The 23,787-nt window shown below is 32.5% G+C and carries 19 protein-coding genes; 5 read left to right on the forward strand and 14 right to left on the reverse strand.

What is annotated here, in order from left to right; all coding sequences use genetic code 11:
- Positions 1-4: 4 nt before the first annotated feature.
- Positions 5-3,022: a T9SS type A sorting domain-containing protein gene (locus ETU10_RS03165; protein ID WP_146309845.1), complete on the forward strand. Its 3,018-nt coding sequence runs from the start codon at positions 5-7 to the stop codon at positions 3,020-3,022.
- A 68-nt stretch (positions 3,023-3,090) separates the two neighbouring features.
- Here ETU10_RS03165 and ilvC read toward each other — a convergent pair whose 3' ends face one another.
- Genes ilvC through ilvD form a run of 4 tightly spaced genes read right to left on the reverse strand, consistent with a single transcriptional unit; the run spans position 3,091 to position 8,329 of the window.
- On the reverse strand, positions 3,091-4,137 hold the full coding sequence (gene ilvC / locus ETU10_RS03170; protein WP_146262189.1) for a ketol-acid reductoisomerase: 1,047 nt from the start codon (positions 4,135-4,137) through the stop codon (positions 3,091-3,093).
- A gap of 20 nt (positions 4,138-4,157) precedes the next feature.
- Positions 4,158-4,721: an acetolactate synthase small subunit gene (ilvN, locus tag ETU10_RS03175; protein WP_146262188.1), complete on the reverse strand. Its 564-nt coding sequence runs from the start codon at positions 4,719-4,721 to the stop codon at positions 4,158-4,160.
- Between the two features lie 44 nt (positions 4,722-4,765).
- The gene (ilvB, locus tag ETU10_RS03180) at positions 4,766-6,475 is read right to left on the reverse strand and encodes a biosynthetic-type acetolactate synthase large subunit (protein WP_146309847.1); all 1,710 of its coding nucleotides are present in this window, start codon (positions 6,473-6,475) and stop codon (positions 4,766-4,768) included.
- Between the two features lie 24 nt (positions 6,476-6,499).
- A complete protein-coding gene (gene ilvD / locus ETU10_RS03185) occupies positions 6,500-8,329 on the reverse strand; it encodes a dihydroxy-acid dehydratase (RefSeq protein ID WP_146309849.1) in 1,830 nt (609 codons plus the stop codon).
- 603 nt (positions 8,330-8,932) lie between these two features.
- On the opposite strand from ilvD, the gene ETU10_RS03190 reads away from it, so the two are divergent.
- Entirely contained in the window at positions 8,933-9,994 is a 1,062-nt protein-coding gene (locus ETU10_RS03190; RefSeq protein ID WP_146309851.1) for a ComEA family DNA-binding protein, read from the forward strand.
- Between the two features lies 1 nt (position 9,995).
- Here the strand turns inward: ETU10_RS03190 and ETU10_RS03195 are convergent, their stop codons facing one another.
- The 9 genes from ETU10_RS03195 to ETU10_RS11415 form a co-directional block, all read right to left on the reverse strand.
- Positions 9,996-11,459, reverse strand: a complete 1,464-nt coding sequence (locus ETU10_RS03195) for an LptF/LptG family permease (RefSeq protein WP_146309853.1) — start codon at positions 11,457-11,459, stop codon at positions 9,996-9,998.
- A 20-nt stretch (positions 11,460-11,479) separates the two neighbouring features.
- Complete coding sequence (locus tag ETU10_RS03200; RefSeq protein ID WP_146309855.1) at positions 11,480-12,100, reverse strand: LolA family protein; 621 nt, start codon at positions 12,098-12,100, stop codon at positions 11,480-11,482.
- A gap of 19 nt (positions 12,101-12,119) precedes the next feature.
- Positions 12,120-14,543 (reverse strand): DNA translocase FtsK, encoded by a 2,424-nt coding sequence (locus tag ETU10_RS03205; protein WP_146309857.1) that lies wholly within the window; start codon positions 14,541-14,543, stop codon positions 12,120-12,122.
- Between the two features lie 387 nt (positions 14,544-14,930).
- Positions 14,931-15,668: a Bax inhibitor-1/YccA family protein gene (locus ETU10_RS03210; protein WP_146262181.1), complete on the reverse strand. Its 738-nt coding sequence runs from the start codon at positions 15,666-15,668 to the stop codon at positions 14,931-14,933.
- A gap of 66 nt (positions 15,669-15,734) precedes the next feature.
- Positions 15,735-16,166 (reverse strand): ribose 5-phosphate isomerase B, encoded by a 432-nt coding sequence (gene rpiB / locus ETU10_RS03215; RefSeq protein WP_146309859.1) that lies wholly within the window; start codon positions 16,164-16,166, stop codon positions 15,735-15,737.
- Between the two features lie 2 nt (positions 16,167-16,168).
- Positions 16,169-17,683, reverse strand: a complete 1,515-nt coding sequence (gene gltX / locus ETU10_RS03220; RefSeq protein ID WP_146309861.1) for a glutamate--tRNA ligase — start codon at positions 17,681-17,683, stop codon at positions 16,169-16,171.
- A gap of 111 nt (positions 17,684-17,794) precedes the next feature.
- Complete coding sequence (locus ETU10_RS03225) at positions 17,795-18,247, reverse strand: cyclophilin-like fold protein (RefSeq protein ID WP_146309863.1); 453 nt, start codon at positions 18,245-18,247, stop codon at positions 17,795-17,797.
- A 5-nt stretch (positions 18,248-18,252) separates the two neighbouring features.
- Positions 18,253-18,489, reverse strand: a complete 237-nt coding sequence (locus ETU10_RS11230; RefSeq protein WP_221410358.1) for a DapH/DapD/GlmU-related protein — start codon at positions 18,487-18,489, stop codon at positions 18,253-18,255.
- A gap of 330 nt (positions 18,490-18,819) precedes the next feature.
- Positions 18,820-19,875, reverse strand: a complete 1,056-nt coding sequence (locus tag ETU10_RS11415) for an alpha/beta hydrolase (RefSeq protein ID WP_146309867.1) — start codon at positions 19,873-19,875, stop codon at positions 18,820-18,822.
- A gap of 235 nt (positions 19,876-20,110) precedes the next feature.
- On the opposite strand from ETU10_RS11415, the gene ETU10_RS03240 reads away from it, so the two are divergent.
- From ETU10_RS03240 to ETU10_RS03250, 3 genes are all read left to right on the forward strand, one after another.
- Positions 20,111-20,305, forward strand: a complete 195-nt coding sequence (locus ETU10_RS03240) for a hypothetical protein (RefSeq protein ID WP_146309869.1) — start codon at positions 20,111-20,113, stop codon at positions 20,303-20,305.
- A 299-nt stretch (positions 20,306-20,604) separates the two neighbouring features.
- Positions 20,605-21,867, forward strand: coding sequence for a putative DNA modification/repair radical SAM protein (locus ETU10_RS03245; RefSeq protein WP_146309871.1), 1,263 nt, complete (start codon positions 20,605-20,607; stop codon positions 21,865-21,867).
- 10 nt (positions 21,868-21,877) lie between these two features.
- Positions 21,878-22,642 (forward strand): TIGR03915 family putative DNA repair protein, encoded by a 765-nt coding sequence (locus tag ETU10_RS03250; RefSeq protein ID WP_146309872.1) that lies wholly within the window; start codon positions 21,878-21,880, stop codon positions 22,640-22,642.
- Positions 22,643-22,685: 43 nt separating this feature from the next.
- On the opposite strand, the gene ETU10_RS03255 is transcribed toward ETU10_RS03250, so the two are convergent.
- Positions 22,686-23,528, reverse strand: coding sequence for a helix-turn-helix domain-containing protein (locus tag ETU10_RS03255; RefSeq protein ID WP_146309874.1), 843 nt, complete (start codon positions 23,526-23,528; stop codon positions 22,686-22,688).
- Between the last annotated feature and the right edge of the window lie 259 nt (positions 23,529-23,787).

Consider the following 23,787-nt stretch of genomic DNA (forward strand, 5'->3'; position numbering starts at 1 on the left):
AAACATGAAAAAAAATCTATTTTTTTTATTGCTATTTTTTTTATTTTCTTTACTAAGCTATTCTCAAAAGTTAGCTTATGACAAAACTTATGGAGATAATGGCATTGTTCAGCTTCAACCTGATGAGCAAGACGACTATCCTTATAGCTATCAAACCTATGAAGATGGGAAAATATTAATTGCATCCAATAATGGAATCTTTAGATTAAATTCTGACTATACTCTAGATACTTCTTTTGCTACTAACGGAAGAATAAAAAACATAATAAATGCAAAGATTTTTCTATTAAAAGATAATAAAATATTAGCGATTACTACAGAAAATGATAACACTAGCTTTAAACTTCAAAGATTTTTGGCAGATGGTACTTCAGATAAAAATTATGGAACCAATGGAGAAGTAACCTATACAAATCTTGGTTATATCGGTAGTACTATTCAAAAGGACGATAAAGTATTAGTAACATGTACGGATAATCAAAATAAACTTAGGTATTTGCTTAGGATAGGACAGGATGGATATTTAGATTCTAGTTTTGGAGCACAAGGGAAAGCTCTTATTCCGAATATATTTACTAGGCTTTCTACTGATATAGTATCTAAAAGTTTAGGAGAAATAATAATCTCAGGATCAGATTTTTTTTCATCCAATTCCTTTCAAGCATTACAATTTACTTACAATGGGTCTATAGATAAAAGTTTTGGCACTGAGGACGGATTACTTTCTATAAATGATATTAATGATTCTAGTTTTAATGCGGCAACGAATATAAAGATTAAAACACTTAAAGACGGAAACCTTCTTTTTTTTGCGAATGTTGAGACAGTAGATGGTATTTTAAAAGTAATAGTTCAAAAGACCACTCCCGATGGAAAAAAAATACTATTTAATAAAGAGCATATCCAAATTGATAATTTTTTATTTCAAGATCTTAAAATAAATGAAATAACAGAGCTTAACAATGGGAATTTGATTTTTTCAGGAATTACAAATTATATGACATCCCATATATCCTATTTTTTATTAGACGCTAAGGGGGATTTAATAGAAAATTTTGGTGTAAAAGGTATTCTATCTTTTAATCACTCTTCTACAGGTTCTATGTTAAATGAATCAACCATCGGAACTATTGAAAAAAATAATGGTGATTTAATATCTATAGGTAATTATCAAACAGGAACTAAGCGAAAGTCACAACTAGCCTTGTATAAATTTAATGCTAAGGGGGAAATGGATTTATCGTTCGGAACTCAAGGTATTTTGATGTTCGGATCTAAAAAGCCTGTACAAAAATTAACAAGCATCATCTTACAGAAAGGGGATAAAATATTATTTTCAACCAATGATTCAAGAATCGTAAGAATAGACAATCAAGGAAAAATAGATGGGAGTTATTTTCAAATTGAGAATGAAAATGATAATTATGACTTAATTTCAAGTATTAGCAACGACGATAATATTATAGGTGAAATATTACCTGTAAGTTTTGTTACATCTCCTGTAGGTAAGTTAGGTTCCAATATAATTCTTGATGAAAATGGGAATAAAATTAATTATTATGGAATAAATGGACTCAATCAAACGACAACTATAATTGATATGATTAAACTTCCCAATGGGAGATATTTAACTAATTTACTATATAAAATTGGAAATGATACAGGGAGAAGATTGCTTATTTCTGATATAAATGGATCTAATGATAAAACAATTTTTAATACTTATAGCAATATAAACAACGAGAAAATTTATTCAGTGATCTTGCAAAATGAAGATAAATTTTTGTTTATTAAAAGCGGAGTATTGTCGTTTGGGCATGAATTTGATCCCGGAGCACTCAACCAAGGAATCTATCGTTGCAATTTTAACGGAGAAATGGATTCAACATTTCAACCAAAAATGAGTTTTCTACCAGATAATCTTTTAGTGCAGCCGGACTATAAAATCATTGGAATTAAAAATAATTTAATTTCACGTTGGTTACAGAATGGAGATATTGACGCTACTTTTGGAAATAATGGAACCTTAAATTTAAATGAATTACTATCGGAGGAGGTAAATGTATATAGATATACAATACGTACTGATAACAAATTAATTTTTGTAATAGAAAACTCCAAAGGAGCTTTAGAGGTGATACGCTTAAATACAGATGGTAGCTTAGACACCAGTTTTGCCAATCAGGGAAAATATACCGTTGATCATTCTAAACGTTTAATTAGTCTCAAGACTCAATCGGACGATAAATTACTTTTACTGTATTTACATACGGATGGATATTATGAAATGATACGTTTACATGCCGAGGGGCAGTTAGATACTACTTTTACCAATCAAGGCAAAATCTCTTTTGAAGAATCTTTAAATTTACAAGGTTTACTCTTACAATCCAACGATCAACCTTTAGTTTTTGGGACTCAAAAAATTGAAGAAGATGAATATATTACGTTTATAAGAATCTCTAATCAGCAGTTCATTGCTCCGAAGGGAGAAATTCTAGAAGATCAGGAAGTTCTTCGGCAGAATGAACCTATTACTTTTAGTTTACAAACCACAGGTGAACCCATTGATTATTTATGGAGATTTGAAGACGGAAGTAATTCAATTACTTCAACAGAATCCCATCCAGTAGTTACATTCAAATCCCTAGGCGTTCATAAAATTCACTTAACAGTAACTTATTCTGATTCTTACATTTCCGATATTGAAAAAAATATTTTAATTGAAGAAAATGAAAGTACAGAAATTATTCTGAATCCTAAACCTGAACCTGATACTTCAATCTCTTCGGAAACAAGAGTTTCTCCTAACCCAACGCATGGAGTATTAAATTTTAAAATGAAAGGAAATACAAAAAAGGTAGAGGTTCAAATTTTAGATCTATCAGGAAGACAGATCGCAGAATATTCTTTTGTAGGAGAGCAAGGCAACATTAATATTCAGCATTTAACTTCTGGAGTTTATTTTATAAAATTATCTTCCGAAGAATTTTCTAACGTGCAAAAAATTATAAAAAATTAATTCATAAATCAATACCACAAAAAAAGCGATCCCTTTTTTGGGATCGCTTTTTTATTTTATAATTAATTTTAATTATTTTCAGGTCTTAATTTTCTTACTACGGCGCCAGTTCTCCACATTTCACTTTCACGAAGAGCTTTTAATTCGTCTTCAAGTTTTTCTCTGTAGTCTGATTTAGAATTTGTGTCGATGGATCTTTGTGCTTCATTTCCACAAGCAACTTCAGAGTATAACTTAGCAAATACAGGTTTAGTTGCGTCGTGGAATGGTCCCATCCAATCTAAAGCACCTCTTTGTGCAGTAGTAGAGCAGTTGGCATACATCCAATCCATACCCTTTTCAGCAAATAAAGGCATTAAAGATTGAGTAAGTTCTTCCACTGTTTCATTGAAAGCTTCAGAAGGAGTATGTCCATTTTCACGTAACACTTCGTATTGAGCCAATAGAATACCTTGTATAGCACCCATTAAAGTTCCTCTTTCTCCAGTAAGGTCAGAATAAACTTCTCTTTTAAAGTCAGTTTCAAATAAGTATCCGGAACCTACACCAATTCCTAAAGCAATCGTTCTTTCTTTAGCTTTTCCAGTAGCATCTTGGAAGATTGCAAAGCTAGAGTTTAAACCTCTACCTTCTAAGAACATACGTCTTAAACTAGTTCCTGAGCCTTTAGGAGCTACTAAAATAACATCAATATCACTCGGAGGAACAATACCGGTTCTATCATTAAAAGTTATACCAAATCCGTGAGAGAAATAAAGAGCTTTACCAGCGGTTAAGTGCGGTTTTAATTTCGGCCATACTTCAATTTGTGCAGCATCAGACAATAAATATTGAATGATAGTGCCTTTAGCAGCCGCTTCTTCAATGTCAAAAAGAGTTTCGCCAGGAACCCAACCGTCAGCGATTGCTTTTTCCCATGTTTTTCCTCCTTTTCTTTGTCCGATAATAACATTAAATCCGTTGTCACGAAGATTTAATGCTTGTCCTGGACCTTGTACACCATAACCAATTACTGCAATGGTTTCATTTTTTAAAACTTCTCTAGCTTTTTCTAAAGGAAATTCTTCACGAGTAACTACATTTTCAACTACTCCGCCAAAATTCATTTCTGCCATATTATTATTTTTTAATTAATTTATTGTTTTTCATTTGATTCTTTGATTTTAAGCTCGGAAAGCATATCGCTTAGGCGTTCAATTTTTGAAGTATTAATTGCGATTCTTCCAGAGCGTATAAATTGTAAGACTTGAATGGAATTGCTTAGCTCTTTAAAAAGAGCTTGAGTGTCTTCATAATGTCCAGTTTTTTGTATAACCACACAAATTTCGTTAATTTCTAGAATTTGTGCATTATACTTACGGATTAAATTTTCTACAGATCCAATCTTTAAAAATTCAGAGGTTGAAAGTTTATATAAAGCAATTTCTTGATGAATTAATTCTTCATCTGTGTTATAGTAAGATTTTAGTACATCAACACCTTTATCAATTTGCTTTACGATTTTTTCTACTGTTTCTTTATTGCAGAAAGTAGTAATGGTAAATTTATGTATTCCTTCAATAGCTGAAGGTGAAACGGATAAGGTTTCAATGTTTAAAAATCTTCGAGTAAATACGCTGGTAACCTGACCTAAAATACCAACAGTATTTTCTGAAAAAATGGTGATGGTATATAAAGTATTATTATTTTTCTGTTCCATGGTTTCTTAATATAAGAATTAATTAAATTAAAGAATTTAATGACTTAGGCTTTTTCAGAATTTCCTAGTAAGATGTTAGTAACACATGTTCCTGCGGGCACCATGGGATAAACCATACCTTTTAATTCTACTTGTATATCTAATAGGTAAGACCCCTTGTGCTGAATCATTTCATGGATAGCAGCATCTAAATCTTCTCTTTTATTAATAGTTTTTGCTTCTATTCGATAGGCTTTGGCTATCGCTTCAAAATCAGGGTTATCCATAATAGTTTCTGAATATCTTTCGTCAAAAAAGAGTTCTTGCCATTGTCTTACCATTCCCAGAAAATGATTATTTAGAATGATGATTTTAACATCAATTCCATATTGCATAATAGTTCCGAGTTCTTGCAAAGTCATTTGAAATCCACCATCTCCAACAAAAAGACAAACGGTTCTATCAGGATTTCCAATTTTTGCACCAATAGCTGCCGGTAATCCAAAGCCCATAGTCCCTAAACCTCCGGAGGTAACAACACTTCGCGTTTCCTTGTATTTAAAGTAACGTACCCCCATCATTTGATGCTGCCCAACATCCGTAACAAGAATTCCTTCGTTATTAGTAGCTTCAGAAACTTTTCTTACTACTTCTCCCATTTTAATTCCTCCGTCTTGCGGATGAATTTCTTCTTCAATTACGAATTTTTCTTCTTTATCAATGAATACCTTAAAACTATTTTTCCATTCAGTATGCTTATTTTCACTAATGAATTTGGTAACTTCACTTAAAGTTTCTTTAGCATCACCTAAGACTTTGACTGTTGTTTTTACATTTTTATCTATTTCAGCAGGGTCAATATCAAAATGGATAACTTTGGCTTGCTTGGCATAAGTATTTAGATCTCCGGTAACTCGATCGTCAAAACGCATTCCAATAGCAATTAATACGTCACATTCATTGGTTTTCATATTTGGAGCTACATTCCCATGCATCCCTAGCATTCCCATGTTAAGCGGATGATTGGTGGGTAGAGCAGATAAGCCAAGGATCGTAGAAGCAGAGGGTATGTCTGCTTTTTCTAAAAATATTTTTAGTTCATTTTCAGCTTCTCCTAAAAGCACTCCCTGACCAATAAGAGCCAAAGGTTTTTTTGCTCCATTAATTAATTTTGCCGCTTCCTGTATATCATTAAGGTTAATGTCAGGAACCGGTTGGTAGCTACGTATGAAGTTCATGGGCTTATAGGAGTATTCAAGTAAGCCTTGTTGTGCATCTTTAGTTATATCAATAACTACCGGGCCTTTACGTCCAGTATTAGCTATATAGAAAGCTCTAGCAATAGCCCAAGCAATATCTTCAGCTTTTCTTACTTGGTAAGCCCATTTACAAATGGGTTTAGTTATACCTACTATGTCTGCTTCTTGAAATGCGTCGCTTCCAAGTAAGCTTGAGGATACTTGACCAGCAATTACTATTAAAGGTGTGCTATCAATCATAGCGTCAGCAATACCAGTGATTGTATTGGTAGCTCCGGGACCAGAGGTTACTAAAACAATTCCAGCCTTTCCGGTTACCCGTGCATAACCTTGGGCGGAGTGTGCGGCCGCCTGTTCATGTCTTACAAGGTAATGTTTAATTTTATCTTTATAATCATATAGGGTATCAAATACAGGCATGATAGCTCCTCCGGGGTAACCGAAAATAGTATCCGCTCCCTCAGCTATTAATGAACGGATTAGAGCTTCACTCCCGGAAATTTTATTGTTACTCATAGCTTTCTATGTTTATATTTTTATTTATTTAATAATTCTTACCGCTCCTAAATCTGCGGAACTAACCATGCTAGCATAAGCTTTTAAAGCCTTAGAAATTTTTCTATCTCTGTGGGGTTTAAATGCATTTTCACCTTTGGCTAATTCTTGCTCTCTTCTAAAAGCCAATTCTTGATCGGAGATTTTTACATTAATACTTCGGTTGGGTATATCAATTTCAATAATATCCCCATCTTTAACCAAACCAATATTTCCACCAGCCGCTGCCTCTGGTGAGACATGCCCAATGGAAAGCCCAGATGTTCCTCCAGAAAAACGTCCGTCAGTAATTAAGGCACATTCTTTACCTAAATGTCTTGATTTAATATAAGAGGTTGGATAAAGCATTTCTTGCATTCCCGGACCTCCCTTAGGTCCTTCATATGTAATTATTACTACGTCTCCAGACTGAACGCTTCCGTTAAGGATTCCCTCGCAAGCATCGTCTTGAGATTGGAAAATTTTAGCTTTTCCAGTAAATTTAAAAATACTTTCATCAACACCTGCGGTTTTTACCACACATCCGTTAAGTGCTATATTTCCTTTTAAAATGGCTAGTCCACCGTCTTGGGTATAAGCATGTTCTACATCTCTAATACAACCTTCACTTCGGTCCGTATCTAACTCTTCGTATTGAGAGTTTTGAGAACCCATGACTAGATTAAATTTATTTCCGGGTGCTGATTTATATAATTCAAGAACTTTTTCATCAACATTGTTTTTGCATAAGTTGTATTTTTCAATCGCTTGTCCTAAAGTGAGACCATCTACCCGTGGGGTAGAGGTATCAATTAAATGACCTTTGGCTAATTCATGCATGATGTTTAAAATTCCGCCTGCACGATTAACATCTTGTATGTGGTATTTCGTGCTATTTGGAGCAACTTTACATAAACAAGGAGTTTTTTTTGATAAAGCATCAATATCATCCATAGTAAAATCAACTTCAGCTTCATTAGCAATTGCAAGAAGATGAAGTATAGTGTTGGTAGAACCACCCATGGCTATATCGAGAGTCATAGCATTAAGAAAGGCTTGTTTGGTAGCAATGTTTCTTGGTAGTACAGATTCATCGCCGTCTCTATAATATTTATATGCATTATCAACTATATGGTGGGCAGCATCTATAAATAGTTTTTTTCTGTTTGCATGGGTAGCTACAATAGTACCATTTCCAGGGAGTGCAAGTCCAATAGCTTCATTTAAACAATTCATAGAGTTTGCGGTAAACATTCCGGAGCATGATCCGCAGGTGGGACAAGCTAACCTTTCAATAGCGTTTACCTCTTTATCGGAAACTGTGCTATCTGCAGATTTTATCATAGCATCAACCAAATCTAAGTGTTGATTGTTGTGATTTCCGGCTTCCATAGGTCCACCAGATACAAATATAGTTGGAATATTTAATCGCATGGCTGCCATTAGCATACCAGGCGTAATTTTATCGCAATTACTTATACAAATCATAGCATCCGCTTTATGGGCATTAACCATGTATTCAACGCTGTCAGCAATAAGGTCTCTGGATGGTAGAGAATAGAGCATACCGTCATGCCCCATAGCAATTCCATCATCAATAGCAATAGTATTAAATTCAGCAGCAAAACAGCCTAGTTTTTCAATTTCATCCTTAACATACTGTCCAATATGATGTAGATGCACGTGTCCAGGAACAAATTGAGTAAATGAATTTACTATGGCAATTAGAGGTTTACCCATTTGTTCTTCTTTCATACCATTGGCTCTCCATAATGCTCTGGCTCCAGCCATTCTTCTTCCTTGTGTGCTTGTATGACTTCGTAATTGTGTCTTCATTGTATGATATTTTTTATAAATAAAAAACCTTTCTCACTTCTAGAGAAAGGCTTTATATAAATTTTTTTTAATGGATGCATAATACCAATAACCTTTCTCTTCTTATAAGGAAATGACCAAAAGAATGAGAATGACTATATTATGGTTTGTATTGAACATCTTTAATTAAATAATTGTCTTTTTCGTAAATCTTAAACCAAATTTAGAATAGTTTTTTATTATACACAAATATTTTTTGATAAATTTAAGTATTTTATTGAGAATAATAGTGTGTTTATTTAAATACTGCATCTATAATAAGATAAAAAATAATTATTCGTTTTTAATTATTGATAGTAATATGGGGGATATGTTTTTAATTTTATTTTTTTTTGGCTGAATAAACGTTTATTATTATTGAATTAATAATAAATTAGGACAGTAATGTTTTTTGTTGAATTAGAAGTTTATTTAATAAATTCTTATCATTAACTTTTGCATAACATTTATAATTAAGGATTAGATAAAACACTGAAAGTTTTCCTTAATTTTGATTCTTAGTTTGTAACGAATTTAAACTTGGCACTAAATCTTTATTAATAGTTTGTAAAATCTTATTTAATTATGAGTATGTTTCGGCTTAAAATGATCAAACAGCAAAGAGTAGGAGTGTTACTACTTATAGTATTTATTATTGCTTTAGAAATATTTTTACATAAGGATAAGTTTATAAAAAAATCTTCAATAATAGTTAATGAATTGCCCCATTCCATAAAATCCCAGATTACAGAATTTGGCTCTTCATATCCTAAGGATTCATTGAAATTTTTTGATCCGAATCAATATACTTCTGAAGATTGGCAAAAGATAGGTTTTACCAAAAAGCAGTCAGATGTTATTTTGAAGTATAAAGAAATGTTGGGTGGAGTATTTACTTCAAAAGAACAAATTAGAAAATGTTTTGTAATATCAGAGGAAAAATACAAAGAGTTAGAATCATACATACAACTGCCCGAAAAGTTTCGTACCAATACAGCAAAACAAGAAATTCAAAATTTACAAAAAAATACTTATTCATTGACTTTATTTGATCCTAATGATTACACTTTATATGATTGGGTTAAAATTGGTTTCACCAAAAAGCAGGCAGAGGTTATACTTAAATATAAGGGGATCTTGGGTGGTAAGTTTACTTCTAAAGAACAAATTAAAAAGTGTTTTGTTGTATCTGATGATAAATATAAAGAACTCGAAGCTTATATTCGATTACCGGAAGGTGAGTCTTCAATTCGTAAACAACTGAAATCAACTTTGAAAAATAAAATAGATTTAAATAAAGCAACATACAATGATATTTATGCAATTTTGGGCGATGCTGTGCTAGCGAAACGTTTAATAAGTTTTCGTAATGGATTAGGGGGATTTGTATCCAAAAATCAGTTGGATGATGTTTATGGTATTACTAGTAGAAATAAAGATTCACTTTTAAATGCTTTTGTTGTAAAAGTTGAAAATATTAAAAAGATAAATTTAAATAAGGCTACAGAAGACGAACTACAAAGGAATATTTATTTGCGTAAGTATAAAAATAAAATAATTGAACTTAGGTTAAAAGGAGAAAATCCAATTAAAGCTATCTCATCTTCAGACAGCAAGTACCAATGGATTTTACAATATTTAGAATAAATTATTGATATCTTTTGTGTTCTGTGTTTTTATTGCCGTTGATCTTTTTTAAGAATTTTCTTAAAGGACCTAAGTAGTTATTAACATCAAAAAGGTCAGAATCTTTCATTGATTTTAATGTTAGAAAAATACCTAAAGGAAAAAAAACTAGGTTGGGTATCCATGAAGCCCAATAGGCGTTCATAATTTGATTTTTGGCTAAATTTTCCATATACAAGCCCAATACGTAAAAAATAATAAATATGATAACAGCGACAATAACAGGCATACCCACGCCACCTTTTCTAATTATAGACCCTAAAGGTGCCCCTATTAAAAAGAATACTATGCAAGTAAATGAAAAAGAAATTACATTTTTATGTTGCCATATAATCATTTTTGAGATATACTTACCGGTAGATTTTATTTCGGGAGTTCTAGCTTCTAATTCTGATTTAGCATACTTTACGTTATCAATGGCTGATTGAACTATTCTTACTTGAGTATTACTGTCTAACTTATTCCAATCAAAAGGGAGATTAGCTTTGTAGCTTGAGTAATCTACAGAGTCCAAGGGTTTACTATTACTTAACAAAAAAGATAAACTATAATTTGCGAATTGTTTATAATAAATTTGATTTGATTTTTGTATGGAATCTATATAAACATCAAGTTTAGAAAAGGATTTGTATCTGTAATTATCTCCGCCTGATTCTTGATCTAATGACTTTTTTATTAAATCAGAAATATCAAAGTATTGGGTTAATGTATCAAATTTTATAACACTACTTTCTTGTTTAGCCAAGGCTGCAGGACTTTTGCCTTTAATATCTTCTTGGTAGATGTAACCATCGTACAATTCTAATTTAAGAAAATAGTTATTTTTAGAAACAATATTACCTTTCTTTGAAATTATGGTTTGTTGATCTTCATTAGGGAAAGTATTTTTATAAATGAAAACATCCTCCCATATTTCTCCATTGTCTCCACTTTTTTTTCCAATTTTTATGCTAAAGGGATTCATTTCTTTTATAAATTTCCCTTCTTCAAAATTTAAGGCAGGTCTGGTTTTTATAATGTTAGTTAACATGGTTCTTGCCTTTCTTTGATTGTCTGGAAGTACTGTATTTGAAAAATAAAACAACCAAATAGACATGACGACTACAAAGCAGAAAAGAGGAAACATAACTCTAGCTAAAGAAATTCCAGCAGATTTCATGGCAGCTAATTCGTAACGCTCTCCAAATCCACCAAATGTCATTATAGAAGAAAGTAGTATGGTTAGTGGTAGTACTAATCGTATTACATCAAGTCCTAAATAATAAAGAAGTTTGGTAATGTCCCATAGTGTTAATCCTTTCCCTAGGAACTTATCCATTTGATTAAAAGCAAACTGTATAACAAAGATGAACATTAAAACACTAAAAATAAATAAAAAGGGTCCAAAAAATGTCCGTATAATGTACCAGTCTAGCTTTTTAACCATTCGTTCAGTTATAAAAAATGTTATAAGTTAGTAATTGTATAATCCGGGTATTTGCTTGAATCAAATGACAGCAAGGATTTATTAACAATGATATTTTCTTTAAAGTCAGTGATCGTTAAGATCAGTGAGCTACCATCGTTATAATTTTCCGAAACTCGTACAATTTTATTATTGGCAATGGCTAAAACAATGGATTTAGATTTGTTGTTGGTAGGAACCAATTTTATAAGAGAACATTTTACACCATTAACCGTAGAGCTTCCTTCGGAACTTATATTAAATCCTTTTTTATATAAATTTAAAATATTAATGGGCGAGATACCATCTCCATCTTCAGGATTAGAAATTGTAATTTCTTTATCATCCTTGGAAATTGTATAAATTTTTGATCCGTCTGAAATTTGAGTTATGCTAGGCAATATTAGGTGGTATTTATTACCAGCGGCATAAATTTGCCCGACCTCCGTGGTGCTTTTTTGTTCCGGGACAGTGTATAAGTAATTAAATTTAATATAAAATGTTGAGCTTTTACTTAGCTGAGCGCTGGCATTGTCTAATATAGTTTTAGCATTAGCATCTATTTTTTGCCCCCATAGTAAGAATGAAGACGTAAAGAGCATAAGAAATAATATTTTTTTCATATAAAATAAACTTTTATTTTTATAAATTTTCCAATAATTGTTCCAAACTATTTAAATCTGTAACTAAGACTTTTCTGGCTTTACTTCCTTCAAAAGGTCCTACAATACCAGCAGCTTCTAACTGATCCATAATTCGTCCCGCACGATTATAACCTAAGGATAATTTTCTTTGAATTAATGATGTTGAGCCTTGTTGAGCACTTACTAAAACGCGAGCAGCATCAGCAAAAAGGTCGTCTCTTTTTGTTTCTTCCGCTTCAGAATCAAACCCACTTGGTTTATCTTCATAGACTTCTGGTAACAAATAAGCATCTGGGTATCCTTGTTGAGAACCTATATATTCCGTAATTTGATCAACTTCAGGAGTATCGACAAAAGCACACTGCATACGTATAAGTTCATTTCCTGTGGTAAATAACATGTCTCCCTTACCAATTAATTGATCGGCTCCGTTTCCATCAAGGATAGTTCTTGAGTCAATTTTTGAAGTAACTCGGAAAGCTACTCTTGCGGGGAAATTGGCTTTAATCATCCCTGTTATCACATTTACGGAAGGTCTTTGTGTAGCGATTATTAAATGAATCCCAATGGCACGAGCCAATTGAGCCAAGCGAGCAATTGGTAGCTCTACTTCCTTACCCGCAGTCATAATCAAATCAGCAAATTCATCAACAACAAGAACAATGTAAGGTAAATATCTATGACCTTTTTCAGGGTTTAATCGTCTCTGTATAAATTTTTCGTTGTATTCTTTAATGTTTCTAACGTAGGCATCCTGCAATAATTTGTAGCGACTGTCCATTTCTTCGCAAAGCGAGTTTAGGGTATTTATTACCTTTTTAGTATCTGTGATGATTGATTCATCAGATCCTGGAAGCTTAGCTAAAAAATGTCTTTCAATTTTATTGTACAGAGTAAGTTCTACTTTTTTAGGATCAACAAAAACAAATTTTAATTCACTAGGGTGTTTTTTATAAAGCAATGAGGTAACAATTGCGTTTAAACCTACGGATTTCCCTTGTCCTGTTGCTCCAGCCATTAGCAAGTGAGGCATTTTAGTTAAATCAGTTACAAAAGTTTCATTTGAAATTGTTTTACCAAAAACAATTGGGAGTTCCATTTCAATTTTCTGAAATTTTTGAGAAGCTATAACGGAACGCATCGATACCATAGTAGGAGTACTATTGGGGACTTCTATTCCTATTGTACCTTTGCCTGGGATGGGAGCTATAATTCTTATTCCTAGCGCGGCTAAGCTTAATGCTATGTCATCTTCTAAATTCTTAATTTTAGAAATCCTTATGCCTGCCTCTGGGATAATTTCGTATAAAGTAACCGTAGGGCCAATAGTAGCTTTTATACTGGAAATTCCTATACCATAGTTTCCTAGGGTAGTAACAATTTTATTTTTATTTTCTTCTAATTCTTGATTATTAATGGTGATAGCATCGTTAGCTATATTATACGTTTTTAGTAATTCTAAGGGAGGGTATTTATACTTTCCTAATTCTAATTTTGGATCGTAGGGACCAGATTTATCTATGATATTTTTGGATAATTCTTCATCAGAAATAATTTCTTCAACCTCTGTATTTTCAATGGTTAAACTTACTTCTTCAATCGTCTCCTCTGCTTTTGGTATATCTATTTCAAAACTAGTTGAAATGTTTTCTTGTACAGAAATTTCAATATTTCTTTCTTCTATGTTTATATCAGGATCTGAATTTAAAATAATATTCTTATCATTAATATCATCTTTAGTAGTCGTTAATATAGATTCCGACTGTATGGTACTTGGATCTTCTATTTTTTCGTATATTTTTTCATCCGCAAAGGGCTCATTATTTATAGAATCATCTGTGGTCCTTTTTCTATTTTTGTGTTGTATAGAATTAAATTTTTCTTTAATGTGATCCATACTCAAATTAAATTCTAATATAAAATACACAGCTAGAGACAGAAGTAATAAAAATACAGTACCTACACTACCCAGTAAAGATTTTAAATAATCGTGAACTTCATAACCAATCAAACCAGAAAGTAAACATTTATAACTAAAAATCATGGCTAAAAAAACAGGTAGCCATATGATAAAGAATATTGCGTGGGAAAGAAGCTTCCATAGCTTAAGGATTTCTTTACCGATAAGAACTTTAATGGAAAGACAAAACAAATAGAAAGGTATAAAAAATGCTGTTATTCCAATTCCATTAAAAATAAAAAATTCTCCTAAAAAAGCACCAAATTTACCCATGGGATTTAGAGCTACCACATTTTTATCTAGAAACTTGGTTATTTGACTTTGATCTTCTTTCCAATAAAGAAAGAAATAAATGAACGAGAGAAATAATGCAATAGAAAATATAAATAAGCACAATCCAAAGATTGTTATTAGAACTCTTTTTTTTTGTTTTTTCTCTAGAATTTTAGAGGATTTCTCCATTATTAATTATAAATTAATTAAGCTACAAAAATAATAATTTAAGTCGGTTTAATGATAAGAATAATAATTATTACACTAAACTTTTCAAAGTACTTAATCTTGATGTTTATTGGTGATGAGGTATAGAGGCTATATTCTGAAAATAAATTATTTGATCAAATATTTAAATAAATGAAATTCGTAGTTTTAAGATAGAAGAGATGATTATTTAAATATTAATTGCAAAGTTTTTAAGGAAAAGATATTAATATCTTTGATTTATTTAATTCAAATATGTTAGTAAATATTTCTAATCTGAAATTGAGAGATAAGAATTCTTAAGAATGATTTCAATAATAAAAAAGCCCTAAATAATTAGGGCTTTTTTATTATTTAGGAAGGAGGAAATTATCTTCTATCTCCTAAAAATCTTAATAAGAATAGGAAAAGATTAATAAAATCTAAATATAAAGACAAAGCGCCCATAATAGCTCCTTTCGAATAATTTTCAGTGCCATTTTCTCCGATGGTAGCTCCAATTTCTTTTATTTTTTGAGTGTCATAAGCAATTAATCCAACAAAAACTAAAACTCCAACTATAGATATGATAAGATTTAAAGTACCATTGTGTAGAAAAATATTGACAATAGTTGCTAAAACGATTCCAATTAAAGCCATAAATAATATTTTACCCATTTTGGTAAGATCTGTTTTCGTAAAATATCCATAGGCACTCATAATCGCAAAGGTTCCAGCTGTAATAAAAAAGGTGGTAGCGATAGAGCTCATGGTATAAGCAATAAATATCATTGACAAAGTCATCCCATTCACTAGCGAGTAAAATAAAAATACTGCGGTAGCTAGACTTAGTGTCATTTTATTGATTGCTGCACTCAACCAAAAAACTAAAGCAAGTTCTCCAATAATTAATGCATAAAAAAGAAAAGTTGGTGCACCTGTAATGGGCTTAAACATTAAATTAAGTAAAGGTTCTGAAGTAGCCGTATAATAAGCGGCTAAACCAGTTATAGCCAAGGCTAAACTCATCCACATATAAACTTTAGCAATAAAAGTAGCTTGTTGTGATGCCACTGTTTGTTTTAAAGTGTAATTTTCAGCAGTATTTCTGTATTCGTTGTTTTCCATTTTTTAATAATACGTATTTATTTTTAAATATTAATTCACAAATTTTGTTCCAATATAAAATTGGGTTCACCATTTTGAGATTTTCTCAACTCTTGTTTCGTGTCTACCGCCTTCAAATTGGGTGCTTAAAAAAGTATCTACCAATTCTTGTGCTAGTTCTTTAGCAATAAACCTTGTAGGTATTGCCATAACATTGGCATTGTTGTGTTGTCGACTGAGTTTAGCTATGTCATTTTGCCAGCATAGTGCACAACGTATTCCTGCATGTTTATTTGCTGTAATAGAAACTCCTTCACCGCTTCCGCAAAATAAAAATCCAAAATCAAATTCTTTATTTTCGATGGCAGTTGCCAGAGGATGAACAAAATCAGGGTAATCAACGCTATCTTGGGAATAAGTTCCAAAATCATGAACTTGAAAACCTCGATCGGTAAGATATTTAAAAATTAGATTTTTATATTCAAACCCTGCATGATCTGCTGCTACGGCTATTTTCATATTTAATTTTTTATTACATTAATAAATTTTTGAATTCTTTGTAAGCTTTCTTCTTTACCCAAAATTTCCATAATCACAGGTATATCCGGACCGCTTAATGCACCTACAAGAGCTAAACGAATAGGTTGCATTACTTTTCCGAATCCCAATTCGGATTTTTCTACAAAGTTATGAATACAATCATGTATTTCTTTTTCATTAAAGTTAATTCCTTCTAATAGTTCTAGTATTTGAGAAAGAATAGAATCAGTATCTTCTTTTACTACTTTTTTATAATTTTTTTCGTTGTATTCCTTGGACTCAATCCAGAAAAAGGAACCTTCCTTCCATATTTCTTTTACAAAATTCACCCTTTCTTTCAATAAAGCTATAATCTTTGTGTCAAAAGTAGGATTAGGTGTAACTCCGTTTTCTTTTAAAACTTCTTCAAATAAAGGTAAAAGATTTTGTGCCGGGCTTTTTAAAATATATTCATGGTTAAACCATACAGCCTTTTCCTTACTAAAACGTGCTCCGGATTTATGCACCTTACCTAAATCAAATTCTTGGATCATCTCATCCAAAGACAATATTTCTTTATTATCTGCGGGAGACCAACCCAACAAAGCTAGCATATTGGTAAAAGCTTGAGGTAAGTAGCCTTCTTCTTTATATCCTATGGAAGAGGTTCCTTCTTTCTGGTCTTCCCAGGCAAGTGGAAAAACGGGAAATCCAAACTTATCCCCGTCTCTTTTGCTTAACTTACCCTTACCTTCTGGCTTTAAAATCAATGGAAGATGGGCAAACTGTGGAGGATTCCATCCAAAAGCTTCATAAAGAAGTATATGTAAAGGTAAAGAGGGTAACCATTCTTCTCCACGAATCACATGAGAGATTTTCATGGTATGATCATCAATAATATTGGCTAAATGATAAGTAGGTATACCATCTGCCTTTACTAGGACTTTGTCATCCAAAGTATTTGTTTCAATAGTAAACTTTCCACGTATCATATCACTTAAAACCAAAGTTATGTATGGAGGTGTTTTAAATCTTACAACGTAAGGAACACCTTCTTCAATTTTCTTTTGAACCTCTACATCGCTTAAGGTTAAACTATTGTTTAATTGATTTCTGATTTCAAAATTATAGGAAAAAACCTTTCCTTTCGCTTCATGTTCTGCGCGCAATTGTTCTAATTCTTCTTGTGTATCAAAAGCAATATAAGCGTAGTCTGTAGACAAAATTTGTTTGATGTACTGATCGTAAATTTCTTTTCTTTCAGATTGTTTGTAAGGTCCAAATGCACCGCCTTTCTCAACACTTTCATCAACCTCTATTCCACACCATTTTAAACTTTCATTTATATATGGTTCAGCACCTTCTACAAATCGATTTTGGTCTGTATCTTCAATACGAAGAATAAACTTACCCTTATTTTTTTTAGCAAATAAATAATTATAAAGTGCTGTTCTAACTCCCCCTATATGAAGGTAGCCGGTAGGGCTTGGAGCAAAACGTACCCGAACTTCTGACATTGTATTCTTTTAAATAGATTTAAATACAAAAATACAGAAGAAAAATAAATATTTGAGTTTTTAATTCGTATGTTGATCATTAAAGTAAATCACAAGCTTTACAAACTTTTTTTATTGAATAAATTTTACCCTTACTTTTCCTTTTCCAAAAACTTTTTCTAAATCGTAAGGATGAGTAATTTTTCCTATGAGTGAATATTCATAAGAGGTATTAAAGCTTTTGTAAAAGATTACCAGAGTATTCGATCCAAATAACATAACATCCCCTTTGTGTATGGTGTTTACTCTTAATGGATTTGTGGGAAGATTTTCCGAAAGATTACCATACTTCTCGTTTTCATTTAGATCGTTCATTTCAATTGTTAAAGGTAATTGCGATACGAAAGCTTTGGATGTATGATTGTTTTCTAAAGTAAGATTAATGGTTGTTGTACCGATGATTAGTTTTATTTCTTGTTGATTTTTAATATCCATTTGTTTAGAAGAATTTATTCGATTGTCTTTGCAACACGCGGATAAGATTGTTGAAAGAAATAAGGATAATGTTATGGATAAAGTATTCATCGATTTTAATTCTTTATCTCCCTGATCGGTTTAGCTGGATTGCCAGCAACGATGGTATTATCGGCAACATTTTTGGTTACAATAGATCCTGCCGCTACAATGGCATTCTCTCCAATGGTTATACCCGGTAATATTATGGCACCTGCACCTACCCAAGCATTTTGCTGGATGTAAATAGGCTTAGTATATACGTTATGACGAAGATGGGGTTCTTCGGCATGATTTTCGGTAATTAGGCTCACGTTCGGACCGATGAAAACTCCATCTTCAAGCGTAATTCCTCCACGGTCCATAAACATACATCCACTGTTGATAAATACTTTTTTTCCTAAGCGGATAAACTGTCCGAAGTCGGTTCGGAAGGGCGGAACTATCCAAGTAGTTTCGTCTAATTCTTGTCCCGTAAGTTCACTTATAATAGCGCGCGTTTGCTCCGGAGTATGATAGCTTGCATTGAGCTCTCCTGTAATGCGCATTCCTCTATGCAAAGCTTCAAGGAGTTGAGGGTATTCCGGGTCTGATTCTAAGATCAGATCCCCTCTTTTCATTCGATCCAATATATTCATGGTGTATTATTTCTTTAAACTGTTTGTGAAAAAGGCATCTAGTTTATCAAAGGGAATTATATCTACACGATCATATAAGTCTACGTGTACTCCGTTGGGTATAATTACCAATTCTTTAGGTTCAGCTGCGGCTTTGTAAGCATCTTCGCTAAAGTAACGAGAGTGAGCCTTTTCACCTGCAATAAGTAGAATAGGACGTGGCGAAATCTCGTTGATGTAGGTCATTATCGGCATATTCATCATGGTCGCCGGATTGGTAAACGACCATGATCCGGTTGAGTTGATGGAGTGTGGATGATAGCCTCTGGGTGTTTTATAATAGTCGAAATATTCTTTGACAAACAGAGGTTCATCGCCTTTAAGCGAGTCAGGCAGTCCTGTTTCTTTGAAAGTCAAAGTTTCATTGGCTGCATCGATCCAGCGTTGTTGGCTCATTTGCTCCAATAGTTGTGTGCGTTCTTCTTTAGTCATTGAGTCATTGTATCCTTTGGCATTTACTCTTGACATATCGTACATACTAGCAGTAGCTACAGCTTTGATGCGTTTATCTATGGCAGCGGCATTAAGGGCAAATCCACCAAATCCGCAAATACCGATGATACCTATTCGCTGACGATCTACGTCTCTGAGCAGTCCTAAATAATCAACAGCTGCACTAAAGTCTTCGGTGTTGATATCGGGGGATGATATGCGGCGAGGTTCACCACCACTTTCACCCGTATAGGAGGGGTCGAAGGCAAGGGTTATAAAACCGCGTTCTGCCATTTGGTTGGCATATAAGCCTGAGGATTGTTCTTTTACTGCACCAAAAGGTCCGGAAATTGCTATGGCTGCCATTTCTCCACTGTGATTTTTAGGGATGTAAAGATCTCCCATTAGTTCTATGCCGTATCTATTTTTAAATGTTACTTTTTCGCGTGTTACCTTATCGCTTAGTTTAAAGGTGTATGAATCTGAATTTATCATGTTTTTAAAATTTAGATTGTTACTGTTTTTATTTTGAGCCTGAATGTATCCGAATGATAAAAGAATGGAAGCTAATACAAGGGTTAAAAGTCTCATAGATTTTCTTAAAATTTTACTAGACAAAAGTAGACCAGAAAAAAGTTTAAAATTTTGTTTTAAAGCTCAAAAAAATTTGTTGAGAAGCTTAAGGGAACTCTAATGAACTTCCAATAGTTTAAATTTGCAGTTAAAATTTATGGATAGAGTGGATAACTTTTTTATGATTATTACTGAAGTGTTTAATGTTCCGGGGTGAGGAACTATTTTAACAGGTAGAATTGGTAAGGGTAATGTGAGTATTGAAGATACTCTTTGTCTTATAGATTCTTTCGGAAATATAATTTCTAAATCGATAACAATTAAAGGGTTAGATATTGGCTTTAGCCGAACAAGACCAAGTACAGCAGAAGAAGGAATGAATGTGGGTTTGTTAATTGGGGAAGTGGATATTGAAATAGTTCCAGGGTATATTGACCGAAATTTATAAACCCAACCAAGGAAAGCATTTTAGTTAATGGCAAAGAAATGTAAATGGTAAAAGTTTAAAAATAAGAGCTTCAAATAATGTTTAGCCTATAGATTGTACATACGTATAATTCCTTTTTTATAGATACAAAAATTTTTATGGTATAAATTATTCTGTAAGACAAGTTTAGTATGTTTTTTGAATTAAATACCTAAGAATGAAAATAATACATTAATCAAAGTCTTATAAAAAAATATTTTTTTATATAATATTTTTCAGATTATAGATTAATTTTTAAATCCCATATTTTAATACATAGTATGAAAGATGTAGTTTATGATAAATTAAAAATTTTGGCAGAATCTGCAAAGTATGACGTGTCTTGCTCATCCAGTGGAGTTGCTAGAAATAATAAATCGAGAGGTTTAGGCAATACGGCTGGGGGAATGGGTATTTGTCATAGTTATACCGAAGATGGAAGATGTGTATCCTTATTAAAAATTTTACTAACCAATGTATGTATTTTTGATTGTGCTTATTGCATCAATCGTAGAACCAATGATATTCAAAGAGCCTCTTTTAGTGTAAAAGAATTGGTAGAACTTACCATTGAGTTTTATCGCCGCAATTATATTGAAGGCTTATTTTTAAGTTCCGGAATCATCAAGAATGCGGATTATACCATGGAACGTATGCTAAGAGTAGTTAAAGATTTGCGTACCCTCCATAGATTTAACGGGTATATACATATGAAGAGTATTCCTGGAGCCAGTCAGGAACTAGTAAATCAGGCAGGTTTGTATGTAGATCGGATGAGTGTAAATTTAGAAATTCCCACAGAGAAGAATTTAAAGTTGCTAGCTCCTGAAAAGGATCATACCAGTGTTTTTCAACCCATGAAGTATATTCAACAAGGAGTATTGGAGAATATTGAGGATCGAAAAAGAATTCGTTCAGCCCCACGTTTTGTGCCTGCTGGGCAGAGTACACAGATGATTGTTGGTGCAACGAACGAAACAGATAAGGATATTTTACATATTTCTTCTCTTTTATATAAACGCCCCACCATGAGGCGCGTGTACTATTCAGGATTTATTCCGGTTAACAATTATGATACTCGCTTACCTTCCATTAAACAAGCGCCTTTAGTAAGGGAAAACCGATTGTATCAAGCCGATTGGTTGTTGAGGTTTTATGGTTTTAAGGCAGAAGAGATTGCTAATGATGCTTACCCGGACTTAGATTTAGAAGTTGATCCTAAATTGTCTTGGGCTTTGCGTCATCCGGAATTTTTTCCTGTGGATGTAAATCGTGCAGATTATGGAATGATTTTACGTGTACCCGGGATAGGAGTGAAGTCTGCTCGTTTAATAGTTATGTCTCGTAGGCATGGTAAGATCACAGCAACACAGCTAAGAAAGATGGGAATAGTTATGAAGAAAGCACAATATTTTATTACTTGTAATGAATTACCCAATTACACCATACATGAAGCCACTCCTAAATTATTAAGAAGTATTTTAACGGAGCCAAAAAAGAAAACTTTTGCCAGCGGTCAATTGCCAATTATTTTTCCAGTATAATTTATAAAATATGTTGGTTTATTTTTATGATAAAACGTTTGAAGGTTTATTAACGGTTGTATTCATTTCTTACAAGTATAAAAAATTCCCGGATCGATTAATGCAGGAAGGAGATATTGCGCCCTTGTTTACGGAACGTACTTTTACCATTATTACAAGTACGGAGAAAGCGGGTAGAGTGTGGAAGGCTTTAGAAAAAAAAATATCTAAGCGCGCTTGTAGAATGTTGATGCATGCATGGTTGTCTGAAATTGAAGGAAATGATGAAATTATTTTTCGTTACATACATAAAGCTATCGATAGCTCTACAAGAATGGAAACCAATTTTGGAGATAAAGATGTTTTAGAAATTGCGCAAATTGCTAAAAAAGTGACCCGAGAAAGGCATCATTTAGAACAATTTGTACGGTTTCAAAAAGCCTCAGATTCCATTTTTTTTGCACCCATTTCTCCCGCACACAATGCTTTACCTTTAGTGATTAATCATTTTAAGGATCGTTTTGCAGATCAACAGTGGGTAATCTATGATATCAAGCGTAAATATGGGTTTTATTACGATTTGAAAAGCGTTCAGGAAATTACGTTTAGTGAGGATCCTCAATGGATCAATGGTAAGCTGGAGGACCACCAAATAGCTGAAGATGAAAAACGTTTTCAAAAATTATGGAAAGGTTATTTTCAAGCTCTTACCATTAAAGAACGCATCAATCTTAAGCTTCAACGGCAGCAAATGCCTAAACGTTTCTGGAAATACTTAACAGAGAAGCAATACTAATTTTTTCTCGGTAGACTTTAAAAGGTTTATACCCTTTCTAGTACTATCCCTTCATAGAACCGGATTTATGAAAACTTGCCGGAGTAAAGCCATATTTTTTTTTAAAAGCGGTTTGAAAATGTGATAAATTTTTAAAACCGACTTCAGTGTATAAATCATTAACCATAATTTTACTAGACTTTAATGTTTCATAGGCAGCTTCTAATCGTTTATTAATTAGCCATTTTTGTGGAGGTAAATGACTAATTTTTGAAAAATCTCGTTTAAAGGTGGCTAAACTACGACCAGTATAGGAGGCTATTTCGCTGATCGATAGATCGTAAGTATAGTTTTCGTTTAAAAATTCAAGAATATCAATTTTCCAAGGTTCTGTAAAATCAAACAAAATGGGGTAGAAATTCATGTTTGTTTTTAAAAGTATATGAATGCCTTCCTGTAATTTTAATTGAATTAGGTCTTTCGTTGGTTCTACGCCGGAATCAAAATATGGCGTAAGAGACTCAAATAAACTTTTTAGATCAGGAGTGTTATTTAATTTGAAAATGTTTTGATGGGTGGGAGTGATGCTTTCCTGTAATTTTTGGTGTTTCCATTGAGCGTTGTAAAACTCTCTTAAAAACTTTCGTTGAAAAGTGATTGATATACCTTTGTACTGCCCATTTTCTCCATAGTTTTTGAACATCGTTAAACGGTGGTTTTTTCTGACAAAGGCAGATTCTCCAGGTTTTAATATAATTTTTTTATTGTTTTCAACAATGATATGTTCACCCGAGCATAAATAAATAAGAGTATGGTCTTTGAGGGTAGGAACACAAGAAGTTTGATTATTACTAAAGCAAGATAAAAATATACCGGAATAGTTTAAAACATCTAAATGGTCTTTCATGTGTAAAATTTAGTAAAAGAATTTTAAATTTCCCAAATAATATTTAGGTGAAATTTTAGTAGTAATAATAATCTTATGAAGTTTTTTAATAAAAAAAAGCTTCTAATTATTTCAATTAGAAGCTTTTTAGTACCCCAGACGGGAGCAAAACTAACTTTATGAAATACTCTATAAACTTAATCCTAATAAGCCTTTAATCCTTAATTTAAGTAGGTTAAATAATTAGTCGAAATTAAAAGAAATTAAGTTAAATCAAATA

The sequence above is a fragment of the Apibacter muscae genome, assembly GCF_007845595.1.
GTDB lineage: Bacteria > Bacteroidota > Bacteroidia > Flavobacteriales > Weeksellaceae > Apibacter > Apibacter muscae.